The sequence below is a fragment of the Paenibacillus sp. FSL R5-0470 genome (genome assembly GCF_037975205.1).
In the GTDB taxonomy this organism is placed as follows: Bacteria; Bacillota; Bacilli; order Paenibacillales; family Paenibacillaceae; genus Paenibacillus_AQ.
In genome coordinates, this window is sequence record NZ_CP150238.1 from 6,107,772 (window position 1) to 6,133,351 (window position 25,580).

A 25,580-nucleotide genomic window follows, 5' to 3' on the forward strand; every position below is an offset into this window, starting at 1 on the left:
AATTTTCATTTAGTCAGATTTCAACTTCTCCCAATCAAACTGCCATTATAGAAGATTAGAATGTCGCCTCCTTTGTTAAGAAGTAATTAATACCCGTTTCATCAAATCTCATGATGGGGTTCTATTTCTATTGTTTGAAGGCGAGCGCTCGCAATGAGGTTCATAGAAATAGATCTAGAAGAAATTAATTAAAATATAGGTAAATATTCCTTAATTATACATTGTTTACAAAATAGATGTCAATTTAAATCCTCTAGGTTAACATGTTAAGCTAGAGAACAATGTTGAAATGGTACATGTCGGAATGTATCCGCTGGCGGCGCTGGAGCTGAGTTGCAATGACGGCAAGGTTGTCGAGTCGAGGATTTTGATTTTGCTCCGGTGAGTCACTTCTCCTTAACGGAATAGCACTTGCTTGAGCCCTTGTGGCGACTGCAGTTAGTCTAATCCTCTTATTCACTAATCAAAAACTTTATTCCTATCTATATGTAACGGCTTACTTTCATTTAAAAAATTCAATTATTTCGTCCTGATCATCTAAATTCAGCTTATCAAAATTCTCAATCATGTCAGTTTCTTTTATATTAAATTTCCCTTCAGCGTTATTTTTCTGTCTCGTTGTTTGTTTCTCACCATATAACAACCAATATAAATCCAAGCTAGGTTTATTATTTATTTCCAATAAAATATCTAAGGCTGGCTTAAATTCACCCTTTTTTAATTCTATCTCCAATAGTTTAATAACTCCCTATATAGAAAAATCCCGATGATATCATGAGCATCATCGGGACTGACTTTAGCGGTTCTAAACTTTATTTACTGGTTCCTAACTTTTTTTCACCAGACATTACATCATCATTCCCAACAATTCCTACTCCACAGTAACACTCTTCGCCAAGTTACGTGGTTTATCCACATCATGACCCAGCGCAAGAGAAGCATAATAAGACAATAATTGCAGAGGTACTACGGACAACGCTGCTGTGAGCATTGGTAATGTCTTAGGAATTACAAACACTTGATCCACTGATCTAAGCAGGTCAGTCAAATGCTCTTGGTGAGTGATCGCAAGCACGTCTGCGCCGCGAGCTTTCACTTCTTTGATGTTGCTGACGGTCTTCTCAAGCACAGCTTCCTGAGTTGCCAGGGCAATAACCGGAACGCCTTCCTCAATCAGAGCCAATGTACCGTGTTTCAATTCACCTGCAGCATAAGCTTCGGAGTGAATATAAGAAATTTCTTTTAGCTTCAAGGAACCTTCTTGAGCAACTGCATAGTCTACGCCGCGGCCGATGAAGAACAGGTTCTTGTGCTCAGAAATTTGTTCTGCATAACCTTTGATCGCTTCTTTTTGAGCCAGGATCTCTTCCACTTGTTCTGGTAGAGCTTGCATAGCTGCTAGAATCTTAGCCACTTGAGCTTCAGTTTGTGTACCGCGAACTTCAGCCAAGTAAAGAGCAAACAATCCGAAAGCGACCAATTGTGAAGTGTAGGCTTTGGTCGAGGCTACTGCAATTTCTGGACCTGCCAAGGTTACCAACACATCATTCGCTTCGCGAGCAATAGAGCTGCCCACTACGTTTGTGATTGCCAGAACATGTGCACCGTTAGCTTGCGCTTCACGAAGAGCTGCCAATGTATCTGCAGTCTCACCGGATTGGCTGACAACGATAACCAAAGTTTCCGGGGTCACGATTGGTGAACGGTAACGATATTCCGAAGCAATGTCATTCTCTACTGGAATACGAACCAAAGATTCGATCATAGTACGTCCTACCACACCAGCGTTGTATGCCGTTCCGCAAGCAACAACTTGGATGTTACGGATGTTCTTGATTTGTTCTTCTGTGATGTTCAACTCTGGCAAAACAACCTTGTTGCCTTCAGCATTAATACGACCACGCATAGTGTCGCGGTAAGCCTTAGGCTGCTCGTGGATTTCTTTCAACATGAAATGCTCGTAGCCGCCTTTTTCTGCGGTAACTGCATCCCAATCGACAGTAATCATTTCCCGAGAAATAAAGTTTCCTTCAATCGTCATCAGTTCGACAGCATCTCTTGTCAAGACTGCCATTTCGCCGTCGTTCAAAATATATACGTTACGGGTATATTCAAGCAGTGCAGGAATATCTGACCCGATAAAGTTTTCTCCTTCGCCAAGACCGATAATGAGCGGGCTTGCTTGACGCACAGCCACCAATTTATCTGGTTCATATTCAGTCAGGACGCCTAATGCAAAAGCACCGCGCATGAAGGTAATCGCTTTTTGCACAGCTTTCACGATATCTCCATCATATTCGCGAGCAATCAGGTGTGAAATAACTTCTGTATCTGTTTCGGAGACAAAGTGGCATCCGCCAGCGATCAGCTCTTCTTTCAGATCCAGATAGTTTTCGACAATACCGTTATGAACGACCGAGAACTTCATGCTGTTATCCGTATGTGGATGGGAATTCTCATCGGATGGTTTACCGTGAGTTGCCCAGCGTGTGTGTCCGATACCTGCGCTACCTGCCAGTGGGCTGCCTTCCAGCTTCGACTGCAGATTCGCCAAACGGCCTTGTGCTTTCACTACTTGCAGTCCTTCCCCAGTGAATACAGCAATACCAGCAGAATCATATCCCCGATACTCCAGCTTCTTCAATCCTTCAACCAAGATCCCCTGCGAATTCTGATTACCAATATATCCTACAATACCACACATTATTATTTCCCCCGTCCGAGTTATCGTAATGTGGCGGCATAAGGAAAGAAACGTGCCGTGCGGCATGTTTTTGAGAAAAAGCAAATATTCTGTTGTATTTTTGGATCAACAAAATAAACTGTCACTTACATCTTATGTTCATGAAATGCACAGCCTTCTTCTCTGCCGTGGCAGAACCAACGTGTTTCTTTACGATGCGCGCACACATGAATTTTATTTTTCTTATGCACCCATGAAAACGTTGTGTGAAAGGTCGCCCTTCCATTTTCCGTCTCCATTTACGGCTCTGGTGCATCACCGGGAGGTCCCCGCCGAACATTTCGAACACCTCCACCTCGTCAGCTTACGTCTGCCGTGATCCGTTCAAGCCTTGTCTACATAACCATGTAGCAGCTTTCCCTTCTCCCCCGCGCTCGACCAAGCTCTGGCGCTTGCTATTGCAAACCTCACAATCCCCGCTTTCCTTCTAGAATGACACTTAATCTATTATATGCACCTTACATTACTTTGGCAATGCTGCACCAACCTAAATTTCACAAATCCCTGTTCAGACGATCCATCCAAAAATAATAAACACCGGTGTAACGAGTCCGAATCGTTCTCGCTCTCTACACCGGCTATATAGGTATGGTAATGAATTATACCAATTCGCGTTGAACAACTTCTACAATTTGATTCACATAAAGATCTAGATCTGCCTTATCAGGGCCTTCTGCCATGACACGTATTAGAGACTCCGTACCCGATGGACGTACAAGCACACGGCCATTGTCGCCTAGCTTGCCTTCTACTTCAGCGATAGCTGCTTCGATAGCCTGGTTGTTAGGATAATTGGTCTTATCTTGTACACGAACATTGACCAGCACCTGCGGGTATTTCGTCATCATGCTCTTAACCTCGCTAAGTTGCTTACCAGAAGCTTTAAGCGTATCTACCAGTTGGATAGCCGTCAGAATACCATCACCTGTTGTATTATAATCAAGGAAGATAACATGTCCAGACTGTTCTCCACCTAGATTAAAACCACCACGGCGCATTTCTTCCATCACATACCGGTCGCCTACAGCTGTTTTAGCAGTGTTCAGGGATAATTTCTCGGTAGCCTTGTAGAATCCGATATTACTCATAACCGTTGATACGATTGTGCTATCCTTCAACTTACCAGCACGATTCATTGCGTCCCCACAAATACAGAGAATAAAGTCTCCGTCCACTTCATCGCCTTTATTGTCGATCGCAATCAATCGGTCAGCATCTCCGTCAAAAGCAAGTCCCAAATCCGCTCCATGACGTAATACTTCCTCACGCAAAGTCTCTGGATGTGTCGAACCAAATCCAGCATTAATATTCAATCCATCAGGCTCAGCACCAATAGAAATAACCTCAGCGCCCAGCTCTCTGAACAATCTTGGTGCAAGTTCATACGCTGCGCCATGAGCACAGTCGAGTACAACCTTAATTCCCTTGAAATCTTGAGAAATGGTTGTCTTCAAATACTCCAGATAGAGGTACTTGGCGTCATTATCAACCGTAACCATACCTAAACCAGAGCCGATAGGACGAGGCAATTCATCAACTTCAGCATCCATTAGTTCTTCAATACGCAGCTCAGTTTCATCCGTAAGCTTGAAACCATCTCCGCCAAAGAACTTAATGCCATTATCTTCAACCGGATTATGTGATGCCGAAATCATGACCCCTGCATCTGCCTTTAATAATCTCGTAATATAGGCAACAGCAGGTGTACTCACTACACCTATACGGATTACATCTGCCCCAATAGACAGCAAACCAGCAATAAGAGCCGATTCGAGCAAAGGTCCGGAAATACGTGTATCCATCCCAATGACAACCTTTGGTTTATGCACGTTACCCGCTAGTACATATCCTCCACAGCGACCAATGCTATAAGCCATTTCTGCAGTTAATTCACGGTTTGCTACTCCCCGCACACCGTCAGTTCCAAAATACTTCCCCATTATTTTTCTCCTTTGAATACGCTACATTAGCTTAATGTTCTATCCTATGATTTGAATACTATTTTGGTGTACCTTTGGGACATATCCTAAAAGACGTATTTCAATAAAAGGTTACGTTCCCCCTGTACCTACAGGATTCTCGGAATTCGTACTTGTGTTAGCTGTGCCATTATTCTCTGGACTGCTATCCGTGGGGACAGGCGTCGCTGTAGCTCCAACTTCTCCGCTATGGGTAGGCTTCTCAGTGGCCTCCTCATCGCCTATAACAGGTTCAGAGCTTGGCTCAGGAGTAGTTACACTACCCGTGTCTGGATGAGGCGTAGGCACCGGCGTTGCAGGTGACAGCAACTGTACAGTTACCGTAAGAGGCACACTTGAATTAGCCAGTGCGATGAATTTAGGCAGTGATACCCGTAAAGAAACCTCGTGAGTCCCGGCAGTCAGGCCAGTCACATCAGCCACAACACCTATATCGTCTTTATTTAGTTGATTTAGCAAAGTAGGTGCACCTGTTAAGGTAAGGGCTATATCCTTACTTGTTGGATTAACAATACTTCCTTCAAACTCATCACCGACACCCTGTAACTTGATGGGTACCGCTTCAACCGTCCGTTCAGCAATTTCTGAGATCGTTAATGAAACGTTCACGGTTTCAGGCATTACTTTCTCAGTTCCTGCCGGAGGTTTCAGTTCTACCTTCAGCTGCTTCGTTCCTGCAGAATCTATAGCGCTAAGATCGACACTTGCTTCATAGGTAGATAATGTAGCTAACGCATTGGCTTGACCATATACCACGACTGATTCCAGCTCAGGCGTTACATTTGATAAGACGAGAGAACCCGGAAGTTGTCCGGTAAAGCCGATATCCAGCGGTAAGCTCTTAAAAGGCAAGGTAATTGGCAATTCCACCGAAACGGTAGCCGGCTCAATGACGGCATCCTTCACTTCTTTTCCTTCATTATCATAAGCATGCAGCTTCAATTTCTTCTCTTTAAAGGTTTCGTTCTCGCCATTTAGCTCAATAGTGCCTTGTACCTTCACCACTTTGCTTAACTCATTATCTGGCAGCGTAACCTCAACAGTATCCGTAGGCTGCAAAACTGGGGTACCTAATTGATACCCCGCTGCTGGTTCTCCCTTGGTAACCAATGTTATGGGAAAAGATTTTGTATTTCGCAGCTCTACATGTACGTTGACCTCTTTAGGAGTCATTCTGACAAGAGTTACACCTCTAGGTAATGAATATGAGAGTGGCAACGTATTATCTCCAGGCTCAACCTTACTTAGATCAAGGGTCACTTTATAGTCGTCCGAGAACTGAAAAGAGATATCCGAGTTCTTCCCCTTAACCTCCATACTCACACTATCTACATCCTTGTATTCCAGTACAAATTTATCTTTATCTAGACCGATCTCTTCGATCTTTACATTCTCAATAATCTTCGATTTAGTATCGACCGTGGTCTGTCCAACAGGCGCAGTGTCGATACGAACCATAGTAAACAGTATGATCCCAAATGCAAGGGCTAGAATCTTATTGAAATTGTTATTGTTCATCCACTTATCCATGATTTTTGTCCCCCTTCCGTTTCCAGAAAGTTGAACCTTTCTCCTTCAGCGATGAACTTACACTCAGCTCTTGATGGAGCTTCGAAATCATTGATTCTTCCTTAATGTCCCTTACAATTTGACCATTGATGGCCAGAGAAATCTGTCCTGTCTCCTCCGAGACAATGACAGACACAGAGTCCGCAACCTCACTAATCCCGATAGCCGCGCGATGTCTTGTCCCCAGTTCCTTGCTAATAAAAGGGTTCTCGGACAAAGGTAAATAACATGCAGCTGCGGCGATCTGATTCCCCTGCATAATAAGGGCTCCGTCATGCAGAGGGGTGTTAGGTATAAAGATGTTAATCAGCAACTCAGAGCTGACTAAAGAACGCATGGCGATACCCGATTCCGTATATTCATTAAGGCCTGTCTCTCGCTCGAATACGATTAATGCCCCTATTTTTCTATGTGATAAATAATTTACGGCTTTAATCACTTCGCCAATTAATTTACTGAGTTCTTCATCACTTTCCCCAGCCCGTCCGAAAAATTTACCTCGTCCAAGCTGCTCCAGTCCCCTTCGTAGTTCCGGCTGAAAGATGATAAAGACCGCCAGCACCCCGAATGTGAACATTTGATTCATTAGCCATTTGAGCGTATAGAGGTCTAGCATGGTACTCACAGCCCAAATCAAAACCAGGACCAGAATCCCCTTCAGCAGCTGAATCGCTCGAGTTCCGCGGACCATATTAAGCACTTTATAAATAATGTAGCTGACGATCAGTATATCAATAATATCTTTAATGGAATCTTTCCATGTTAAGTCTGTAAAATAACTCATTGCCTAAAACCCCCGTCATTTCATATTAGCTGGGTTTATGTAAAATGTCTGTTAGATCTGTATCAATATCTAGGTTATAACGTTCGGGCTCCAGTTGCAAGTTTAGCCCCTCACCCATTTTCTAATTTTTCTAAATTTAGGCAACAAAAAAGCGCCATCTTTCCGGAAAAAGAGGCGCAAAATAATATTCCAGCTCAAGGTAACCACTGTCGCTTTCTTTAACGGTAGGCAACTTCAGAGAACATGTTCGTCACTTTATACCAGAGCCAACTTACCGCTTGGTCTATGCTTTTGACTTGCCCAGAAATATGAGCTGTTGAAGCCTGATACAGAGAACCGTCAATGACTGTTACGTTGCCGTTCACTTCCCCATATACCTGTGCTTTACCATTCTCTATGGTAAGGTCACCGGTAATAATCTTGCCGGAAGGTACGATTACAGTATCCCCTTTGATAACCACTTGATCCAGATCTGCACCTCTAACTACAAGTTGTCTATCTGGACTCCAAAAAGTTACGGAACTCATCAGCATTACGACAAGAAACAGAGATGCCGCTGTAAGTGCAGGGTGTCTCTTGATCCAGGTAACAAAAGCATTTTCTTTCTTGGTCTTTGGCAATGAACTCATTATCCGGCTCACAAGATCATCTGAGGCAACAGGATTCTGATGCATTAGGGAGAACATCAACATATCTGTCTGTTCTAATTCTTTAAACTTTGCACGGCAATCTGGACAGGATAGAAGATGCTCCTTCAACTCCCTCTGCTGCTGATCGGGCAAGTCGTCATCCAAGTAGTCGTGCATCATAGAGACGGCCAGTTTGCATTCCATAGGAGCCAATCCTTTCATGAGTGCTATTTAATTATCCTAAGACAAAGGGTCAGGACACATAAGACTTGCTTAACTTACATACGTCGCTCTCCCAAAGATGTTTCATAAAAAAAATCTATTTTTACATTTTCGGGCCTAATTTTTTACGTAAAAATTCACGACCTCGGTGTACACGCGTCTTAATCGTGGTTACAGGCATGTCGAGCACATCACTTATTTCCTGAAGTGACAAATCCTGCAGGTATCTAAGAATCATCACAGACCTGTATTTCACAGGCAGACTGTCAATAGCCTCATAGATTAGCCCCTGCGTCTCAGAGAGCAGTAATTCGGTCTCAGGTGTTACATTATCACTTGGAATCAACGAATAGCCGTCAAGGCCCTCCTGATCGTTCATATCTGCATCGAGCGAATAGGTTGGTTTCCGTTTGCGTAATCTATCAATACAGAGGTTCGTTCCAATCCGATAAATCCAGGTAGAGAACTTCTGTTTATCATCATACCGATCCAAGTTTCTATACACACGCAAAAAGGTCTCCTGAACTATATCCTCCGCCTCATGGCGATTGTTCAGCATCCGGTACGCCAAATGATATATTTTGTCTTTATATAGTTCCACAAGCTCGGCAAATGCCCTTTGGTCGCCTTTTAAGGCGAGCTTTGTCAATCTGCCTTCCAAATTCTCCACCTGTTAACTCCCCCAGACTTGCCGCCCTTGGTATTTATTTTCAAATATCCACGGTACAAGCAATTAAATCGTAATTCAAGTTTGTGTAAAAATCAAGGATTGTATTGTAACCTTCTCTGTAAACTGAGTTAAAAACTGGACAACTTGGTATAGGTGATTAAGTGCAGCTTCGAGAAATATTTGGACTTCCGGTCGCTGTTATTGTCAGATTTCCTGATTTAAAACCGCTACTTGCGGTAGAAATCTGACAATAAAGGCGATCGCTAACGCTCCTACAGTTCCAAACATTCTCTACGCTACTCCATCACCTGAATAATAAGTGCCACACTATTTACCTTCGCTTACATCTCGGTTACTTGGGTAGGGCCTGAAAGATCAATATTGGGCAAAGCACCACAATATTTTTCAGGACAAAGGAATCACTTCGCAGCACAATATTTAGTTTATGAGCAAAGTAGCTCGTATTAAGCAACAAAATCATCCCGTCGGTTGAATAGGCTTCTGTTAGTTTAAATTTGTCGCATATGGAGCAGACATTGTTATACTTTCCGCAGGGTTTTCGGTGATTTGGCGAGTAAGAACTCCAGTGTAGGTTTAGGGTTTCATTTTGATGGAACAAGTTATAGGGAAAACCTCCCTATAACTTAGGTAACAGCTGTTTTATGACCAAGTTATAAGGAATTTCTCCCTGTATATTGGCCAAATTCAATTAATTACACCAAGTTCAGCTGATATAAAGGGAACAATTCCCTATATTTTATCGAAATGAGCTTGAAATACCGATTTACAGGTAATAATCCCCTTTAATTCAGCATTTTGACCCTGAAGCAGAGAAATATGAAACTTAAAAATGTTTATGTGTGCGAGCAGATAGTAACTCCTATAAAGAAGCAAATAAACACGAGCTCGGCGCTCCTTTCGTGCGTCCTTTGCACTCATTTCTGGCAAAGTCCATAACGCGTTTGCCACCGCGCATAGCTTTTTACTCGGTCTAGAATGCTTCTATAAAGACTTTTGGTCAGATGATGACCGTGCATTTCCATGAATCCATGAAAGTAATCTTTTAGAATCTGCCGGATACTGCGTAATTTCCTATACAAGCACAAAAAGTCCGCCCCGATAAAGGGCGGACTTTTTGTGTTAAGACTATATCAGCCGGTATTCCGAAGACCAGCGGCAATGCCATTGATGGTAAGCAATACTTCGCGAAGCAATTCGCTATCGTCTCCGTCAATTTCACGGAGCGCTCTAAGCTCGGATAGCAACTGAACCTGCAGGTAGCTAAGTGGGTCAACGTAAGGATTGCGGAGTCTAATCGACTCCTGAATCACAGGGACGTTATCCAAGATATCCTGCTGACCAGTAATCTTCAGGATCAACTCTGAGGTCAGTTTGAATTCATCTTCAATCTGGCCGAAGATCCGTTGACGCGCTTCCTCGTTCTTACCCATGCTGGCGTATTCCTTAGCAATGTTCAAGTCCGCTTTTGAGATAGCCATTTGCAGCGTATCTATCAGTGTAGTAAAGAATGAGAAGTTCTCATACATATGCTGCATAATCTTCAGATTCTCTTCCTTACCCTCATAGAAACTCTGCAGTCCGGTTCCAGCAGCATACCACGCTGGAAGCAAATAACGGCTTTGTGTCCACGCAAATACCCACGGAATTGCACGCAAGTCTTCAAAGCGGTCACTGTTCTTCCGTTTGGAAGGGCGTGAACCAATATTAAGCTCTCCAACCTCAGGCAGAGGTGTAGATTCTTTGAAGTAAGTCAGGAAGTCCGGATCACGGAATATCAAATCCTGATATTTGTGAAGCGAAACTTCAGAGATACGGGCAACAATTTCTTCCCACTTCTCTTCATATAAATCCGCTTGTGGAATTCTCGCATTGATCGCTGCTGTCACAAGCGCAGATGTCGCTTGTTCTAGACTGCGGTAAGCAATCCCTTGCATCGAATAACGGGAGGAGATCACTTCTCCTTGCTCGGTGATCTTAATGCCGCCGCCAATCGTCGAGGCTGGCTGAGCCAGAATGCTGCGGTTAAGCGGCATGCCGCCACGGCCGAGCGCTCCACCACGACCGTGGAAGAACTTCAGCTTGATTCCGAACTTATCAGCTGTAGCTGTAATCTCTTTCAGAGCAACACGCAGTTCATAGTTAGCAGTAACCACGCCGCCATCTTTGTTACTATCTGAATATCCAAGCATGATTTCCTGCAAATCATTCATTGCTCTTACTGCATCGCGGTAGATAGGCATGCTGAGCAATCTATTCATAATTTGTGGTGCTTCATGTAAATCATCAATCGTTTCAAAAAGTGGCACAGCTTGCAGCGTACATACGACTGTACCGTCATTATCTTTGCGGAATAGTCCTACCTCTTTGGAGAAGACCATAACCTCCAGAATATCGCTTGCCGCTTCTGCCATACTGATCAGATAACTAGTGATACATTGTTTGCCGTACTCTTCTTGCGAAGCGAAGATCGTCCGGTACACTGCAAGACATTCCTCTGTACCCTCGCTATACGTCTGATAAGAAGAAGTGATTGGACGTGGATCATTCAACAGCTTCTCCAGTAGTTCAATCTTCTCATCTTCAGACAGTTTGGAGTAATCCGGCGTAATGTTCATTTTCGCCAGAATTTCAGTCATAGCATTCTCATGTTCTTGACTGTGCTGACGCACATCAAGTGTCGCCGTATGGAAACCAAACAGCTCCACTTGACGGATCAATTTCTTAATATAAGTGTCGGCCACATAATCGGCATAGTGATGCCGTAAGCTGCGGTCAATCACGTTCAAATCATCGATAAACTCTTCAGGTGTAGAATAACGCTCAAGAGTATCTTTTTTCTCATCATCCAGAACATTTTGTGTCTTGGAGATCATATAGCTAAGCTTAATACGGTAAGGTTCATTATCATTGCGCCATTCTTCCATCTTGCCAAGATTAATGATCTCACGATCAGCTTCAATGGATTCTACTAGCTCAGGCGTCACCTTAACAATACTTGTGCTAAAGCTTAGATATTTCATGAGTTCACGCATAATCCGTTGATATTCCCGAATCGCCAGCTTACGCTGCATGCGCAAAGTCTGTGAAGTAACTGTAGAAGTTACCGAAGGGTTACCGTCACGGTCTCCACCAATCCATGAGCCAAAACGTAAGTAGGTTGGTACATGCCAATTCTGCCCTGGGTAGTATTTACTGAGACAACGTTCAAGTTCTTGATAAACATCGGGCAATACATGGAAGATCGTCTCATGGAAATAGTACATCCCATTACGTACTTCATCGAGTACGGTAGGCTTACGGTCACGCAGTTCATCCGTTTGCCATAGCGTAATCACTTCATTTAATAGCTTCTCACGGAGCTGTTCACGCTCCCGGAAGGTTAAGGTAGGGTTATCCAGACCCATAACATCATCAGATATCCGCTTATGAATATCGAGAATAGCACGGCGCATAGCTTCCGTCGGATGTGCCGTCATTACAAGTTCCAGAGATAATCCTGCAATAATCTCGTTAACTTCCTCATGAGAGAAATCACGTTCACGAAGCTCTTTAATCGCGCTTTCTATAGAACCGGGTTGGACTGTCTCCCCAGCTGAACGTTCATAGTCACGTTTGCGGCGAATCCGATGGTTCTGTTCGGCAATATTCACGAGCTGAAAATAAATAGCGAACGCTCTTATTACCTGATGACGGTTCTCTGGATCCAAAGAATTGATTAACTCCTTAAATTCACTGTGCAGTTCAGGTAAAAATAGTGAGCGCAGCGATTTACTGGTTTCGCGAATTTTCTCCACGATCTCTAGTAGTTCGTTACCGCCTTGGTGAACCAAGACCTCTCCTAAAATGTTCCCCAAGAACCGTACGTCCCGTCGCAGCAGATTGTTAGAGTTGCTTTTGCTGACGGTAGTCGTAAGTTCGGTCATGCTGCTCCCCCCATTCTCTTCCGGATCAATGTGTTAATTATTGTCTGTCTAAAAATCGCCTATTAAAGCTTTCCTCATATCATACAATAAAACTGTGTGAAAATCTCCAACTATTTTGCGCTGTAAAGCGACACAGTATCTAAGATTATACACCAATTTCTCAATTTATACAGTCCTTATATTTTATGTATTCTTTCTTATATATAATGGCTCTAGCATACCTTCATTATGTGTATTTAAATACGGAGCGTTCGAATCTGATCGATGAACAGGCCAATAAGAGGAGAATAATGACGATCGCGGTTATACGAATAATAAATATGTCTTTGAAAATTATAATCTGGAATGGTGCGCATTAGCAATCTTCCTCTGGCTACCTCATCCTCCACAGCAAGACGCGATATAAACGAAACGTACTTTCCACTCATAAGCGATTGCTTTATGGCCTCCAGTGAATCCAGTAGAATATAGGTCCTCGGTTCATTCCCCTCACGCTCAAACCATTTATCCGTCAGTTGGCGTGTACTCGATTCCTTGTCATGTAATATAAAACTCGCTGAAGCAATCATAGCCGGATTTAGATTAGAAAATGAGGCAAATTCATGAGATGGCGAAAAAACAAGCACGAGCTCGTCCTCACACAAGGCTTGAGTATGCAGATCTGGTAGATAAAAAGATTCTGTAGACAAAATACCAAGGTCAATCTCATGGCTAGCCAGCATTTCTTTGATTACAGGGGAAGGCTTAACCGATAAAGAGATCGTAATCCCCGGATGTTGTTCTCCAAACAGCCCCAATATTTTCGGAAGAATATAAGTAGCTGGAACGTAACTGGCACCAATCTTAAGCGTTCCCCGCCCCGCCTGACTGAACTCTTTTACAACCCGCTCCGCTTCTGCAGCTAGTGCATTGATCTTAGTCGCATAATGAAGAAACGCTTTTCCACTCTCCGTAAGAATCATTTTATCCATTCTGGATTCAAATAACTTCTCCCCCAATTGCTGCTCTAAATTCTTCAAATGGTACGTAACGGTGGGCTGCTTCAGTCCGAGTTTATCGGCTACTGTAGTTATTTTCTTATGTTTATTTAACAGTTCTACGATTTCCAGCTTGATTAAATTAAGGTTCATTATCATCCACTCCTCGCCTATTCACTAAACGGTAACATAGAAGAATTCTATGAATGTTAAAATAAATCGGCAAAAAAGTTAATATCACAGTTACATTCAGCAAATATAGCGGGAATTCTTTACCTTTACACTAAGAACAAGCTTAAGAACAGGCAGGTAGATAGAGATGAAGGAAATTACAATCCACAGATTGGAAAAGAAATTCGGAGATGTGCATGCCTTGAAGGCTGCAGATCTGAAGATTCCCGCTGGAAGCTTTACGACATTACTCGGTCCTTCAGGTTGTGGAAAGACGACACTACTCCGTCTGATTGCTGGGCTAGAAACACCGGATGCTGGAGAAATCCTAATGGATGACGAGTTTATTTTCTCAGGCAGCAAAAAAATTAGTCGACCCATCCATAGCCGCAACTTTGGCATGGTCTTTCAAGATTTCGCGCTCTGGCCGCATTTAACTGTCTTCGAGAATGTCGCCTTCGGACTTCGTGCCTCTAAGCAGAAAAAGGATTTACGGATTAGGGTTCAGCAAGCCCTTCGATCCGTAAAGCTGGAAGGACTCGAGCTACGCTTTCCCCATCAGCTGTCCGGTGGACAACAGCAACGGGTTGCTTTTGCCAGAGCTGTAGTTACTAGACCCCAACTCGTATTGTTCGACGAGCCGTTAAGTGCACTGGATGCAGTCTTGCGAGATGAAATGAGGCTGGAGTTAACCTCCTTGGTGAGGAACATGGGTATTACTGCTCTATATGTCACCCATGATCAAACCGAGGCGATGTCTATGTCAGATGAAGTGGTCGTGATGCAAGGTGGAACTATTTTACAAACAGGTTCTCCTGAGGAGATTTATCAGAAACCCAATCATCCTTTTGTAGCTCATTTTATTGGAAAATCCAACTGGATCGTTCCCGATAAGCAAATGCTTCGTCCGGAACATTTACGTTGGTCTCAGGAGAATGCTTCCTCTCTCCCTTTTACGGGGACGATTCGACATGTGAGCTATATGGGTGATCGCTATGAGGTCATTCTGGACATGGAGAACCGAACTACTTGGACCGCTTATCATGATCAACGTCTACCTGTTGGAGAAACGATCCAGGTCTACGCTTCAGAGCACCAGATCCATCATCTGAATTAAGCGTCCACTGCATGGAATAGCTCGTATGATGCTGTTCCATGCAGCAAGATGCAAAAAATATTAGGGAGGCATTCACATTGAAATCAATGAATAACACTAAAGGACTTAGCACACTTCTTCTAACAACTATAATCGGAGCGAGTCTAGCCGGCTGTAGCTCTACTAACACTCCTGCTGCTAACGCAAGCAATCCGACTTCAACCGCTAACACTACAGCTCAAACTGAAGCACCACAACCCACAGAGAAAGCTCTGAGTGGCAGTCTTGTCGTCTACAGCGCAGGTCCTGAAGGTCTAGCCAATAAAATTAAAGACGGCTTTGAAGCCAAAACCGGTGTGAAGGTGGAAATGTTCCAAGGCACTACTGGAAAAATATTAGCCCGTATGGAAGCAGAAGAGTCCAATCCAGTAGTCGATGTTGTTGTTCTCGCCTCCCTTCCGTCCATGCAAGGGATGAAGAATGATGGTTTATTGCTTCCATATAAAGAGGCGGTTAATGCAGATAAGCTCGTTAGTGATTGGTCAGACACAGCAGATGGCAATTATTTTAGCTATAGCGCATCCGCACTAGGGATTGTCTACAATACTAAAAAAGTAAGCACACCTCCGACTTCATGGGATGATCTCACTAAAGCGGAGTGGAAAGGAACCGTCAATATTCCAGATCCTTCGCTATCTGGCTCGGCTCTAGATTTCGTAACTGGATATTTAAGCGCTAAAGGGGACAGCGGTTGGGAGCTTTTCAAACAATACAAAAGCAATGGTGTAGCGATGGCGGGCGCCAACCAGGAGGCACTTGATCCGGTTATTACCGGTGCTAAATCCGTCGTTGCCTCAGGTGTAGATTATATGGCTTATAAGGCAAAAGCTGATGGAGAGCCTGTAGATATCGTCTACCCTTCTGAAGGAACAGTGATCAGCCCTCGCCCGGCTGCGATTATTAAGACAAGTCCGAATGTAGATAATGCCAAGGCTTTTATCGACTATCTTCTATCTGATGAAGCTCAAGCGCTAGTTGCTAAAGCCTACTTATTGCCAGGCAGAACCGATGTGAAAGCAGAGAATCGTGCAAATCTCGATGAAATTAAGACATTTGATGTGAAATGGGAATGGATGAACGAGCATAGCGATGAAGTTTCCTCGACCTTCACACAAATTTTTAAATAAGCGTAATGAATAATAACTCTTTACGCTCATTTAAATGGGTGAGCGGCGGACTTGCTTTATTTATACTGACAGTGCTTGTACTGCTGCCACTCCTGCTCATTTTTTGGACCAGTATCTATCCGAATGAGCAGTTGGATATAGCCGCGCCACTACGAACCATTATGAGTAGTCATGACCTGGTTGAGGTACTGCTGAATTCTATCGGGCTCGGGGTAAGCGTTATTCTACTAACTACGCTATTTGCACTACCTCTGGCCTGGATTATGGCTAAAACGGACTTAGGGCATCATAACTGGCTGGATGTTGTGCTGCTTATCCCGTTTATGACTCCACCATACATTGGTTCAATGGGTTGGATGTTATTTATGCAAACGGGTGGGTATATGGAACAGTTTCTGCCCGCTTCCTCCGTGCTGACCCCGTATTTCTTTAGTTATGGAGGGATGGTGCTGATCATGAGCCTGCATTTATTCCCCTTCCTGTATTTACTGCTGCGTAATGCGCTTTTGCAGATCGGAGGCAATCTGGAGGAAGCAGCCTCTGTTCATGGTGCTCCGTTCTTTTACAGATTTAAAAGAGTAATCATTCCCTTGCTATTATCCAGCTATGGGCTTGGAGCTCTTCTCATCTTCGTCAAAACGATTGCCGAATTTGGTACCCCTGCGACCTTTGGTCGTAGGATCGGCTTTTACGTTTTGACCTCTGAGATCCATAAGTATATCTCTAGTTGGCCAATAGATTTTGGAAAGGCTACTTCACTAGCTTCCTTGCTGCTCGGGGTTTGTCTCGTCATGTGGTACATCCAGACTCTAATTAGCAGTCGCTTCTCTTATCGCCTAATTGGTGGAAAAGGGACTCGCACCAAACGTTATAAAAGCACGGGAATCGTAGGGGTTCTTAGTTGGGGGTATGTTGTTCTATTATTTCTAGCATCTATCGGCATTCCTTATTTCTCAATCATAACTGCCTCATTATTGAAGCTACGAGGGGAAGGAGTATCTTGGAGCAATTTAACCTTAAAACATTATGCAGAGCTGCTGTCACCGGGTTCTCAAGGTCTTGAGGCCTTATTAAATAGCTTCACATTAGCCATCGTTGCTTCCAGTATCGCGGTTATTCTTGGGACTTGGTTTGCCTTAACTGTAGGAAAAGGAGCTACATTCAAGCAGAAAATTACAGATCTATTCAGCCTACTTCCCAATACAGTTCCTGGAATTGTAATTGTAGTAGGGCTAATCCTGCTATGGAATGCCCGCTGGATGCCTATTCCGCTCTATAACACCTACTGGATGGTTGTGCTTACCTACGTTGTACTATTCATCCCTTATACTGTTCAGTATGTAAAAGCGAGCTATGGGCAGATCGATTCTTCCCTTATGCAAGCGGGACAAGTATTCGGAGGAAGCAAGCTTTATGTGTTCCGCCGTATCCTGCTTCCACTCATTCTACCGGGGATGGTGGCTGGCTGGATGATGACCTTCACCATTTCCAACCGGGAACTGGTAGCCTCCTTACTCATTCTTCCACCTTCCATGCAGACATCGGCGACCTATATTTTTGCCCAGTTTGAACAAGGTGCTGTAGCGATGGGGATGGCCATGGCAGTAATCTCTGTAGGCGTTACCACTATATTACTACTAGTCTTAGAATATTTAAGCCCAGATAGAAAGCGGAGACAACGATGAGCACACTAACGATTTGGGGAGGGGCCGGAGAGCATGGCCGTTCCTCCTATCTTTTGCAGGACAAAGATGGGCAATCTGGTATTCTACTCGATTGTGGTGTCAAAAAAGAAGGTCCAGGTGAATACCCCCTGCTTGATACAGACATCATCCCACATTTGCAGGCAGTGTTTCTGTCCCATGCGCATGAGGATCATTCCATAGCACTTCCTCTACTATATAAGTACGGATATTCAGGTAAGGTATGGACAACGAAAGCTACCGTTAAACAGCTTCCCGATTATTTCGAAGCATGGGATAAATACGTGACTGCTCAGTCCGCATCATTACCTTATGAAGAAATAGATAAGCAATCTATCCAGTTCATGTATTTGGAGGAGCATATCCCCCCTCAGACTTGGCTGAGGATTGCACCTAATCTTCGTGTACAATGGGGGCGAAGCGGACATTTAGCAGGTTCGGTTTGGCTGATCCTCGAATGGGACGGAACAATCGTATTTTTCTCAGGGGATTATACGAAGGAGTCGCTGCTGCTCATGGCAGATTCACCAACGATTATGGAAGCCGGATCTAAAGATGTCGTCGATCTATCCATTATCGATGCCGCCTACGGCGCGGATCCTGATGAGCAGCTTATAAAGTTACAGCAGTTAGAGTCTGCGATCTGTAACACTCTGCAAAAAGGGGGGTCAATCCTCCTTCCGGTGCCTATCCATGGCAGAAGCCAGGAATTGATCGTATGGGCAAGCGAGTGTTTCCCAGATGATCAGCTGATCGTCGAAGAAGAGCTCGTAGCACCTTTAAGAGGTTTGAGCGATAAGACCGAATGGCTGAAAGAGGGCGCTATTCAGCGCGTTGATATGCTTTTTAATAGAAAGAACTTGTGTATTGTATCTGATCCAGAGGAACGTGCAAAGGCACTGTTGAATCTCAAGAGCTCAATCGTGTTTACCAATGACGGAATGATGCAGTCGGCAAAAGCACAAGAGTATTTTCATCAGCTCTCGGCTTCTCCTAAGAACCATGTGATTTTCACGGGACATTTGGCGGCAGGCAGTTTCGGGCACCGTCTCGTTAAACATTCTATGGTAGAAGAATCTAGCGACATGAGATGTACAATCTCACTCATTCGCTATAAAGTCCACCAAGGCTTACCGGATATTCGAGAAATGCTCCAAACGGTTCCCAGCCGCCGGTCGGTGCTCGTTCATGCTCCCAAATCGCATATTGATCATGTCACTTCTATATTAGAAGGAGAAGGGTTTGCAGGGCTGTACTCTTTGCTGCCTGGAAGTACGCTTTCGTTCTGAAAAATAACTATGTAATCTCGTAAAAAAACAATGGGGCTCTTCCTTAGGTCTATTCAGACGTTTTGGAACAGCCCTTTTTTTATAATTTGAACCTATTATCCATTTACTCTTTCGTCGTCCCCGGGCGATCCTTAAAAGCTAGCTCAAACAACCCCGTCGCAGATAAACCAGCCAGCCCCCCAGCCCAAAGGCGAAGAACGATATCCAGATCGGTAAAAGGATACGCTGCCGCTCCGATGAGCAAGCCTATCAATAGTCCGATGACAGGGACTGCATTACGCGGGATATTGATACTATTTTTGACCAATTGAACAAGTGCCAGTACGAATACAGCTAATATTGAGGCAAACGCCATAACATCATCTAAAATCTCTCTAGTTTCCATGATAGATACCTCCTTAGTGAGTACTTGTAATCTCAACCGTTCGAGTGGCGGAATCATAACCCACCTGTGCACCTAGCGCTTCTGCAATAATACGAACGGGAACGTAGGTGATGCCTTTTTCAAGCACTCCATCTGCAACCTTAACCCCGTTAACCTTTACGACGGCAATAATATCACTCTTCAATTCTTCTTCCTCCTTCCGATTGATGATCTTGTACGCGGCCTCCACTGCGGATATTGAGGGCTTTGCCCCTGCTCGTAACTGTGTGAGTGTTAGCCCAAACACCATCTGAAAATGTGGATAGTCCTTAAAGCTCGTCCAATCGCCTCCCCATTCGAATCCAAGTGCCTTGGCCTCTTTTACAACCTCCTGCCAATCTGCGATCTGGTTATTATTGCCGTCCCGGCGCATATCCCATGACACACTCGATCCATTCGGCAGCAAAAGAGCAAAATCTACGGCTAGTCCAAAATTGTGGTAGCTATACCCGCCACGCGCATTGGTGACAATCGCTCCAGGCTTGGTGCGACCTTGTGCATAGAGAGCATCTTGCTCGGCTATTGTGCGAAGTCCCTGCGTAATGAGAATGGGGATGTTGAGTTTGTGACAGCGCTCGATTAGCGCAGTAGCAGCGGAACGGACTACGGGGTGTAGGTTGGTTAGGCGCGAGGCTGATTTATTTTTTACCTGCGTTAGTGTCAGCATGATGATCCTCTTTTCTTTCTATCTTTTTCAGATAAATAAATTGGTCATATTTCCCGGAACGTGTCATTAAAGCCAATATAATAATGCCGACTGTTGTTCCGAATTGAGCAATAGCCCAGCTATAGTTCAGCCAAATTAGCCGTGCTGCCGAGTCCGCTCCTAGTAGAGCTACCAAACGGAATAGTAGAATGATTAACATATTGAATGTATAGGCCATTAAGAAAAAAAGCATAGCCAGCATAAACACGCTGACCACACCTTTTTTGAATCGTTCGTAAAAATATTGTCTGTGGCGATAAATGATGTATATTCCACAGGCTGCAGCAGTGCTATATAGCACCAATAATAAAAAATCAATCATGTGCATCATGATCCCCTCGATCATAAACTAAATATTTGGCGAATCGGTTACGATCAATCTCCTCCTGAATTTCCTGCGAGACATTTTTATAATGACTTATGGTCAGCGTAACGCTGGTAGAGGCTCTGCGGAGCTCCATCTCTTTATCAACATGCCGGGGGAGAAGCAGCCGCCGAATCCATTGTGACAGCATTTCTAACTCCCCCTGTCTTCCGTATGGTCAATCTTCAGTTTCTTTAAGACGTCCAGTGTCGGCTGCATAAACTCCGAGCGCTCCTTGTCCAGAATCGCTTGCAGACGATCCCGATCCTCCTCTGCACGATCCAGCAGTTCTCGCGGTACAAGGTTCCCTTTGACAATCGCACGCAATAATACCATGAGCACAATCATCAAAATAAACGCAACAATATAAGCCAGCCCATACTTATCCGCCAGCGGCAGCAGCTTCTCCAATTGCGCAATATCCCCCTCTTTCATTCGTCCGCTCCTTTCTGTAATAATGTTGATGCAAGATAGCCCCCGGCACCACCGAGGGCACAAAAAAACACGCTCCTGTGTGGGCGTGCTAGTTACTTAGCTGATGCTGCTTGCTCGGTCGTATTATTTTCAGCAAAATGAATATCTGATCGTTTCTGGATAATCTGATCCTTAACCAAAATATCATTATCCGGCTGCATGTTATAGGAAGAAATGATATCCTCTATCGGACCTTCCTTACGATCATAACGAGTGATGCAGGCATTGGTCATCAAGCGGATTTTAGCGGCTGTTAGTGAATCCATAGTCATGATTACAACTCAACTCCTTTCGGTTATATGCTGAGTAATTCAGCCATAATGACTTCGACGTCTTGTAGCCGATTCTGCAAAGCTGTATTCTCTGTGCGTAGTTGCTCAACCTCGCTTAACTCTGGCGGCTTGTTGGCTTCGGCTACTAGGTAGGCTTCCCATGCAGCTTCGAGTTCTGCTTCTGTTGGTTGTGGTGCGTCTAGGTTCCAGGCGGCGATGTATGGGCCTTTTTCCTCTACCACATAGTCAGTACCTTCAACCAATTCATCCAACGGCTGTGGGAGTAATACATAATCAATGCCCTCTACCCATTCGGAGGGCTTTTTCTCAGCTGCTGAATCCCGCAGATACTGCTTCATGGGTAGATCTTTAAGATATCGAGGCGTTCCCCCGTCATCTCGAACGGTAAAATCCCGAAGTGGATCAGCTTCAGGATATAAATACATAATCGCTTGATATTTGTTCATAGCTATTCCTCCCTTTATGCCACTCTTGTAATTTCAAAAAAACTATAATCCTTAGAAAGAGTATCTACTCCAGACGATCTAGCAAATATTTCTACATAATCGCCGGCATTTAAATAAATTGTAGAATCTCCTCCACATCCAGTCGGATATGCATTTTGGTATTTATAGTCTAATGGCCTTAGTCCATTACCATTTGCAAAAATATATAACTCACAGATAAGACCACCAGTAGTAAACAATGTAGCTACGTTAATTTCATACAAACCCGCGGTCGACGCTGTAAATCTGTTATTAACAGTATCATAATTTCCCATCTGATCAACAATCTCATGTGAGAAAGCCATTTTTGTCCAAATACCAGCTGTCAGATTTTGATTGCTTGAAAGAACTACACGTGCGTGTGGTCTTTGTCCATGTGTATTGTCACCCCATGTATTAATAACAAACCCTCTCACTATCGTTCCCCCATCGTATGAACCGAATGGCGAGTTTCCAATTGGAATAGCCCCTGTATAAGTCAGACAAGCTCCACCAGCTGACACAAGTCCGTAAACACTGCCTGCTCCTGTGTTATTATTCGAAATTACTGTTGCTCCAAAGCCAGCAGCAATAGCTGTTCCTCGGTTTGAGGTAGTACATGATTCAATAATAGCTTTCTGGGCATTTACTATAAATCCTCCAGAAACTGTTGTTGACGTTGATACACTACAATTCTTGAAAACCGCAGAGATTCCAAATTGAGCTACAAATGCGTGATCTGATGTTGAAGTAGCCGTGAATCCAATAACTTCAACTCGTTGGCAAAATTCTACATAACAGTTATTAATATTAACAGCGCCTGTAGCTGTTAAATAGATAGTGCCTTGTCCAGCTTTTCCTGCGAGGTACACCATTTCTGGATATGTACCAATAGCAACTTTTATGCTAACTACGTGATTAACAATCTGAGGTATCACGCTAACAGCCTTCCCTATAGTCCTAAACGCCCCACCCGCCGTATTCACCAATCCAGTATTATTGTCATTCCCATCGGTCCGCACATAGTAAGTAATATCAGCGGTCGTTTGCTGCGGCGTAGTAACCAACGGCGCCTTACCATTCAACTGCCCCTGAATCCCACTAGTCACCCCATCCAAATACCCAAACTCTGCGTTCGAGACCACGCCAGTCCCAATCTTCGAAGCATCAATCCCAGCCGCAGAATTAACGTCTGCATTTACAATCACTCCAGCTGCAATAGCCGTAACTCCATCACCATTACTAGTAACATCCCCCGTGTGATTAGGATGCACATAATTATTCGCTCCTGTAGCAATGCCCGCTAGCTTTGTTTTCTCTGCAGCGGTGTAATCGTTGGTAGACAGCTGTTTGCCAGTAACTTTATCAACCTTGCCATTAACAGCATTATCCAAGATATCCATATTCCCGTTCAGATCGGCAATATCAACGATATCTGTTCCCTCGGGCTTCTTTAAGCCCAAATTTCCTGTGGTTTGCATGTGTCACTCTCCTATCTATAAGTTCTTAATTCGTTCCATGTTTTACTGTGGGCACTCTCCCAGGTCAAAGCCTTAACAGAGTCCCACCAGGTATAGCTGAACACAAATTCATAAGCCAAATGCGCAGGTTTAATCTCTTCGATGATTTGAATCAACCCTGCCATATTGGGAGGAATGCCCAACGTACTCACAAAATGAATCTCAAAACGATACTCATTGGGCACTTCCTTAACTTCAACCACACCACCTGAAAAAGCGGACGCCGTCCGCTGGATCATCTCCGGCGTTGTCGTCCCGTTTCCACGCAGTTTCGCCTTAATCATCTCTCGGCGTGTGGCATATGACTTGGATGAATCAATATTTAGTCCAAGCTCAGCCTCCCAACGTCCAAGACTTACCGTTGCCGTTTCAATAAACGCCTGATCCAGTACATCTATAGTGCCCACCTTCAGTCCACCAATTTCTAGCCCGATGGTCTCCTGAAGCTTCTCCATTTCACGAACATCCTTATAATAATCCGACAAATACTGCATTAGATCAGGCGCCTCGACTTCATCCGGATGACTCGAATCTTTATCTGCGGAATATTGCAATTCGCTGTATAAAGAGCTGCCGTAACTCATCCTCACACCCCCTTCAGTTGATTCCAGGTTAGGGGCCCTTTGGGCAAATAATCATGTGTATGCGCCGCCGGAGGGAATACCGCTGGTTTACCCGCTACCCCCGCCCAAGCTACACTATCCGCTTGTTGCGCAAAATCCACCTTGCCATTGTTATTCGTATCGTAAATGCTTTTCAGCATATCCCCGGTACTCTGCGCGGCTACCAGTAAGACATTACCAGCAGCAGAACCAATGTACAGCTTGCCACTGTCTGTACAATAGCCAAGCTCACCAATAGCCAGTGCTCCAATCGCACTTTCCAATCCGCGGCGTATTTGTATCAATGTCTTTAAAGCCATTGTCCAGCCCCCTAGAAAGTTCCGCCATCAATACTGGCTACGGTAAGTTTATTGCCATTCGCAGCATCATAAATGATGCTACTTCCATCCACACTTACAGCTACACCGGATCCATCTACGGTGATCCCTTTTCCAGCCGTAACCGCAATCGCGTCTGCAGTAACCGTGATTCCATTGCCTGCACCAATATTCAGTGTCACAGCATCGGCCTGACCACCACCAATCAGCCCGTTCCCAGCTGTAATGGTCTGTAGCGCACCACCCGTGCGTACCCATGCGCTGCCATTCCAGCTATAGATCTTTTGCTCATCATCGACGTAAGCGGTCCAGCCTACGGCAGGAACATAAAATACCCAAACAGCAGATTGGTACTCCACGATTTGATTCGTTTTTCCCGCCCATGCCCCGGTTGCTCCCGCTGGAATAATGTATCGGTCACCCTCAACCGGACTGGCAGGTGGAGCCAGCAGGTTCTGATCTTTTACCGATGCTTGCGGTTCGATGTTATGCTTGGCCAACTCAATTTCATTTTTAATCTTTTGCGCTGACCACAAATCTGTAATCGTAGTCCCGGCATCATTGATCGTCCGGTGCTTGGTCACATCGTCAATGTGAGTCTTGATCTCAGCGGCAGTCTTTACATTCGTGCCATCTGATACTTTATTGATATGTCCCGCACTAATATCCGCTTTAAGCACCTTCGCGTAGGTTGCTCCATCAGCGATATCATCAATTGTACCTGTCAGATCGCTAAGCTTCTGCGCGTTCACCCGCCGCCAAGCTGCCCCATCATCAAAATACAAATATCCGCTATTCGTACCCGTAGTCACGTAATACAAACGGCCAACGGCTCCTGCAACCGGACGCGAAGCTTCTGGCCCGGACAACGCCCTTCCGACCGTGGAATTAGACGTGCCGTCACCAATATAAACTTCCTTAGTATCACTGCAAAAACCAAGCTCACCCGCCTTCAACACGCCATAACTCGTTAGCTCAGCCTTTGTTCCCCGCTTTATTTGTATAGTCTGTGCCATTTTACACCTCTCTTCTGAATGATCCTCCGTCAATCTGACCCTTGTTCTTATACCGTTCTATTTCAGTTTGAACAGCGGTAATACTTACCTGCAAACCATTAATATCATCCGCTTCAACTGTATCCCCGGGGGTTTCGTAAGTCACATAAACCTCGGGCACATCGGCAAAAATCTTAATCAACCGCCGCCATGGCGCTTCATCCGGAAAAGACACCGTAAAATTACGTAGCTCGATCCCGGAATACTGTGACCCTGTGTACACCGCGATGGTCTGATTATTGATGTTGTCATGCGCAAGCGCACCACTATACATGCCATTTACAAGCGGTAATCTCTCTTCAATAACATAGCTGCCACCATTTGCTTTTTTATTAAGCTTTTCTTGAAAAATATCAACTTTCTCCGGGTAACCCATG

At 44.4% G+C, this 25,580-nt stretch carries 25 protein-coding genes; 4 read left to right on the forward strand and 21 right to left on the reverse strand.

The window, feature by feature from the left end:
* Positions 1–502 precede the first annotated feature (502 nt).
* From MKY99_RS27035 to MKY99_RS27075, 9 genes are all read right to left on the reverse strand, one after another.
* Positions 503–733, reverse strand: a complete 231-nt coding sequence (locus tag MKY99_RS27035; protein WP_339267361.1) for a hypothetical protein — start codon at positions 731–733, stop codon at positions 503–505.
* Between the two features lie 138 nt (positions 734–871).
* Positions 872–2,704: a glutamine--fructose-6-phosphate transaminase (isomerizing) gene (gene glmS, locus MKY99_RS27040; RefSeq protein ID WP_042192067.1), complete on the reverse strand. Its 1,833-nt coding sequence runs from the start codon at positions 2,702–2,704 to the stop codon at positions 872–874.
* Positions 2,705–3,342: 638 nt separating this feature from the next.
* Complete coding sequence (gene glmM / locus MKY99_RS27045; RefSeq protein WP_042192071.1) at positions 3,343–4,683, reverse strand: phosphoglucosamine mutase; 1,341 nt, start codon at positions 4,681–4,683, stop codon at positions 3,343–3,345.
* A gap of 111 nt (positions 4,684–4,794) precedes the next feature.
* Positions 4,795–6,252 carry a CdaR family protein gene (locus MKY99_RS27050; RefSeq protein WP_339267363.1) on the reverse strand — a complete coding sequence of 486 codons (1,458 nt, stop codon included), beginning with the start codon at positions 6,250–6,252 and terminating at the stop codon, positions 4,795–4,797.
* The gene (gene cdaA, locus MKY99_RS27055; RefSeq protein WP_042192076.1) at positions 6,245–7,075 is read right to left on the reverse strand and encodes a diadenylate cyclase CdaA; all 831 of its coding nucleotides are present in this window, start codon (positions 7,073–7,075) and stop codon (positions 6,245–6,247) included. The genes MKY99_RS27050 and cdaA overlap by 8 nt, the downstream gene beginning before the upstream one ends.
* 218 nt (positions 7,076–7,293) lie before the next feature.
* A complete protein-coding gene (locus MKY99_RS27060) occupies positions 7,294–7,908 on the reverse strand; it encodes a zf-HC2 domain-containing protein (protein ID WP_042192079.1) in 615 nt (204 codons plus the stop codon).
* Positions 7,909–8,029: 121 nt separating this feature from the next.
* Positions 8,030–8,596 carry an RNA polymerase sigma factor SigW gene (gene sigW / locus MKY99_RS27065; RefSeq protein WP_042192081.1) on the reverse strand — a complete coding sequence of 189 codons (567 nt, stop codon included), beginning with the start codon at positions 8,594–8,596 and terminating at the stop codon, positions 8,030–8,032.
* 1,151 nt (positions 8,597–9,747) lie between these two features.
* Positions 9,748–12,540, reverse strand: coding sequence for a phosphoenolpyruvate carboxylase (ppc, locus tag MKY99_RS27070; protein ID WP_339267365.1), 2,793 nt, complete (start codon positions 12,538–12,540; stop codon positions 9,748–9,750).
* A 236-nt stretch (positions 12,541–12,776) separates the two neighbouring features.
* Positions 12,777–13,670: a LysR family transcriptional regulator gene (locus MKY99_RS27075; protein WP_042192084.1), complete on the reverse strand. Its 894-nt coding sequence runs from the start codon at positions 13,668–13,670 to the stop codon at positions 12,777–12,779.
* Positions 13,671–13,836: 166 nt separating this feature from the next.
* On the opposite strand from MKY99_RS27075, the gene MKY99_RS27080 reads away from it, so the two are divergent.
* The 4 genes from MKY99_RS27080 (at position 13,837) to MKY99_RS27095 (ending at position 18,963) form a co-directional block, all read left to right on the forward strand.
* Positions 13,837–14,805, forward strand: coding sequence for an ABC transporter ATP-binding protein (locus MKY99_RS27080; protein WP_339267367.1), 969 nt, complete (start codon positions 13,837–13,839; stop codon positions 14,803–14,805).
* Positions 14,806–14,891: 86 nt separating this feature from the next.
* The gene (locus MKY99_RS27085; protein ID WP_339271806.1) at positions 14,892–15,971 is read left to right on the forward strand and encodes an ABC transporter substrate-binding protein; all 1,080 of its coding nucleotides are present in this window, start codon (positions 14,892–14,894) and stop codon (positions 15,969–15,971) included.
* Between the two features lie 5 nt (positions 15,972–15,976).
* Positions 15,977–17,656, forward strand: coding sequence for an iron ABC transporter permease (locus tag MKY99_RS27090; RefSeq protein ID WP_339267370.1), 1,680 nt, complete (start codon positions 15,977–15,979; stop codon positions 17,654–17,656).
* Positions 17,653–18,963 (forward strand): MBL fold metallo-hydrolase, encoded by a 1,311-nt coding sequence (locus MKY99_RS27095; RefSeq protein ID WP_339267372.1) that lies wholly within the window; start codon positions 17,653–17,655, stop codon positions 18,961–18,963. Before MKY99_RS27090 ends, MKY99_RS27095 begins: the two co-directional genes overlap by 4 nt.
* 103 nt (positions 18,964–19,066) lie before the next feature.
* Here the strand turns inward: MKY99_RS27095 and MKY99_RS27100 are convergent, their stop codons facing one another.
* The 12 genes from MKY99_RS27100 to MKY99_RS27155 form a co-directional block, all read right to left on the reverse strand.
* On the reverse strand, positions 19,067–19,348 hold the full coding sequence (locus tag MKY99_RS27100) for a holin (RefSeq protein WP_339267374.1): 282 nt from the start codon (positions 19,346–19,348) through the stop codon (positions 19,067–19,069).
* A 13-nt stretch (positions 19,349–19,361) separates the two neighbouring features.
* Positions 19,362–20,054: a M15 family metallopeptidase gene (locus tag MKY99_RS27105; RefSeq protein ID WP_339267376.1), complete on the reverse strand. Its 693-nt coding sequence runs from the start codon at positions 20,052–20,054 to the stop codon at positions 19,362–19,364.
* Positions 20,026–20,415, reverse strand: a complete 390-nt coding sequence (locus tag MKY99_RS27110; protein ID WP_339267378.1) for a hypothetical protein — start codon at positions 20,413–20,415, stop codon at positions 20,026–20,028. Before MKY99_RS27110 ends, MKY99_RS27105 begins: the two co-directional genes overlap by 29 nt.
* Positions 20,408–20,608 (reverse strand): hypothetical protein, encoded by a 201-nt coding sequence (locus tag MKY99_RS27115; RefSeq protein ID WP_036681274.1) that lies wholly within the window; start codon positions 20,606–20,608, stop codon positions 20,408–20,410. Before MKY99_RS27115 ends, MKY99_RS27110 begins: the two co-directional genes overlap by 8 nt.
* Positions 20,609–20,610: 2 nt before the next feature.
* A complete protein-coding gene (locus MKY99_RS27120) occupies positions 20,611–20,892 on the reverse strand; it encodes a hypothetical protein (protein WP_076301001.1) in 282 nt (93 codons plus the stop codon).
* 92 nt (positions 20,893–20,984) lie between these two features.
* The gene (locus tag MKY99_RS27125) at positions 20,985–21,203 is read right to left on the reverse strand and encodes a hypothetical protein (RefSeq protein ID WP_339267381.1); all 219 of its coding nucleotides are present in this window, start codon (positions 21,201–21,203) and stop codon (positions 20,985–20,987) included.
* Between the two features lie 23 nt (positions 21,204–21,226).
* Positions 21,227–21,670 carry an XkdW family protein gene (locus MKY99_RS27130; protein ID WP_339267383.1) on the reverse strand — a complete coding sequence of 148 codons (444 nt, stop codon included), beginning with the start codon at positions 21,668–21,670 and terminating at the stop codon, positions 21,227–21,229.
* A gap of 14 nt (positions 21,671–21,684) precedes the next feature.
* Positions 21,685–23,169, reverse strand: a complete 1,485-nt coding sequence (locus tag MKY99_RS27135) for a hypothetical protein (RefSeq protein WP_339267385.1) — start codon at positions 23,167–23,169, stop codon at positions 21,685–21,687.
* An 11-nt stretch (positions 23,170–23,180) separates the two neighbouring features.
* On the reverse strand, positions 23,181–23,792 hold the full coding sequence (locus MKY99_RS27140) for a putative phage tail protein (protein ID WP_339267386.1): 612 nt from the start codon (positions 23,790–23,792) through the stop codon (positions 23,181–23,183).
* Between the two features lie 2 nt (positions 23,793–23,794).
* On the reverse strand, positions 23,795–24,130 hold the full coding sequence (locus tag MKY99_RS27145) for a hypothetical protein (RefSeq protein WP_076300996.1): 336 nt from the start codon (positions 24,128–24,130) through the stop codon (positions 23,795–23,797).
* Between the two features lie 11 nt (positions 24,131–24,141).
* Positions 24,142–25,164, reverse strand: a complete 1,023-nt coding sequence (locus tag MKY99_RS27150) for a DUF2793 domain-containing protein (protein ID WP_339267388.1) — start codon at positions 25,162–25,164, stop codon at positions 24,142–24,144.
* 1 nt (position 25,165) lies between these two features.
* Positions 25,166–25,579: a phosphoglucomutase gene (locus MKY99_RS27155; RefSeq protein WP_076300994.1), complete on the reverse strand. Its 414-nt coding sequence runs from the start codon at positions 25,577–25,579 to the stop codon at positions 25,166–25,168.
* Position 25,580 lies beyond the last annotated feature (1 nt).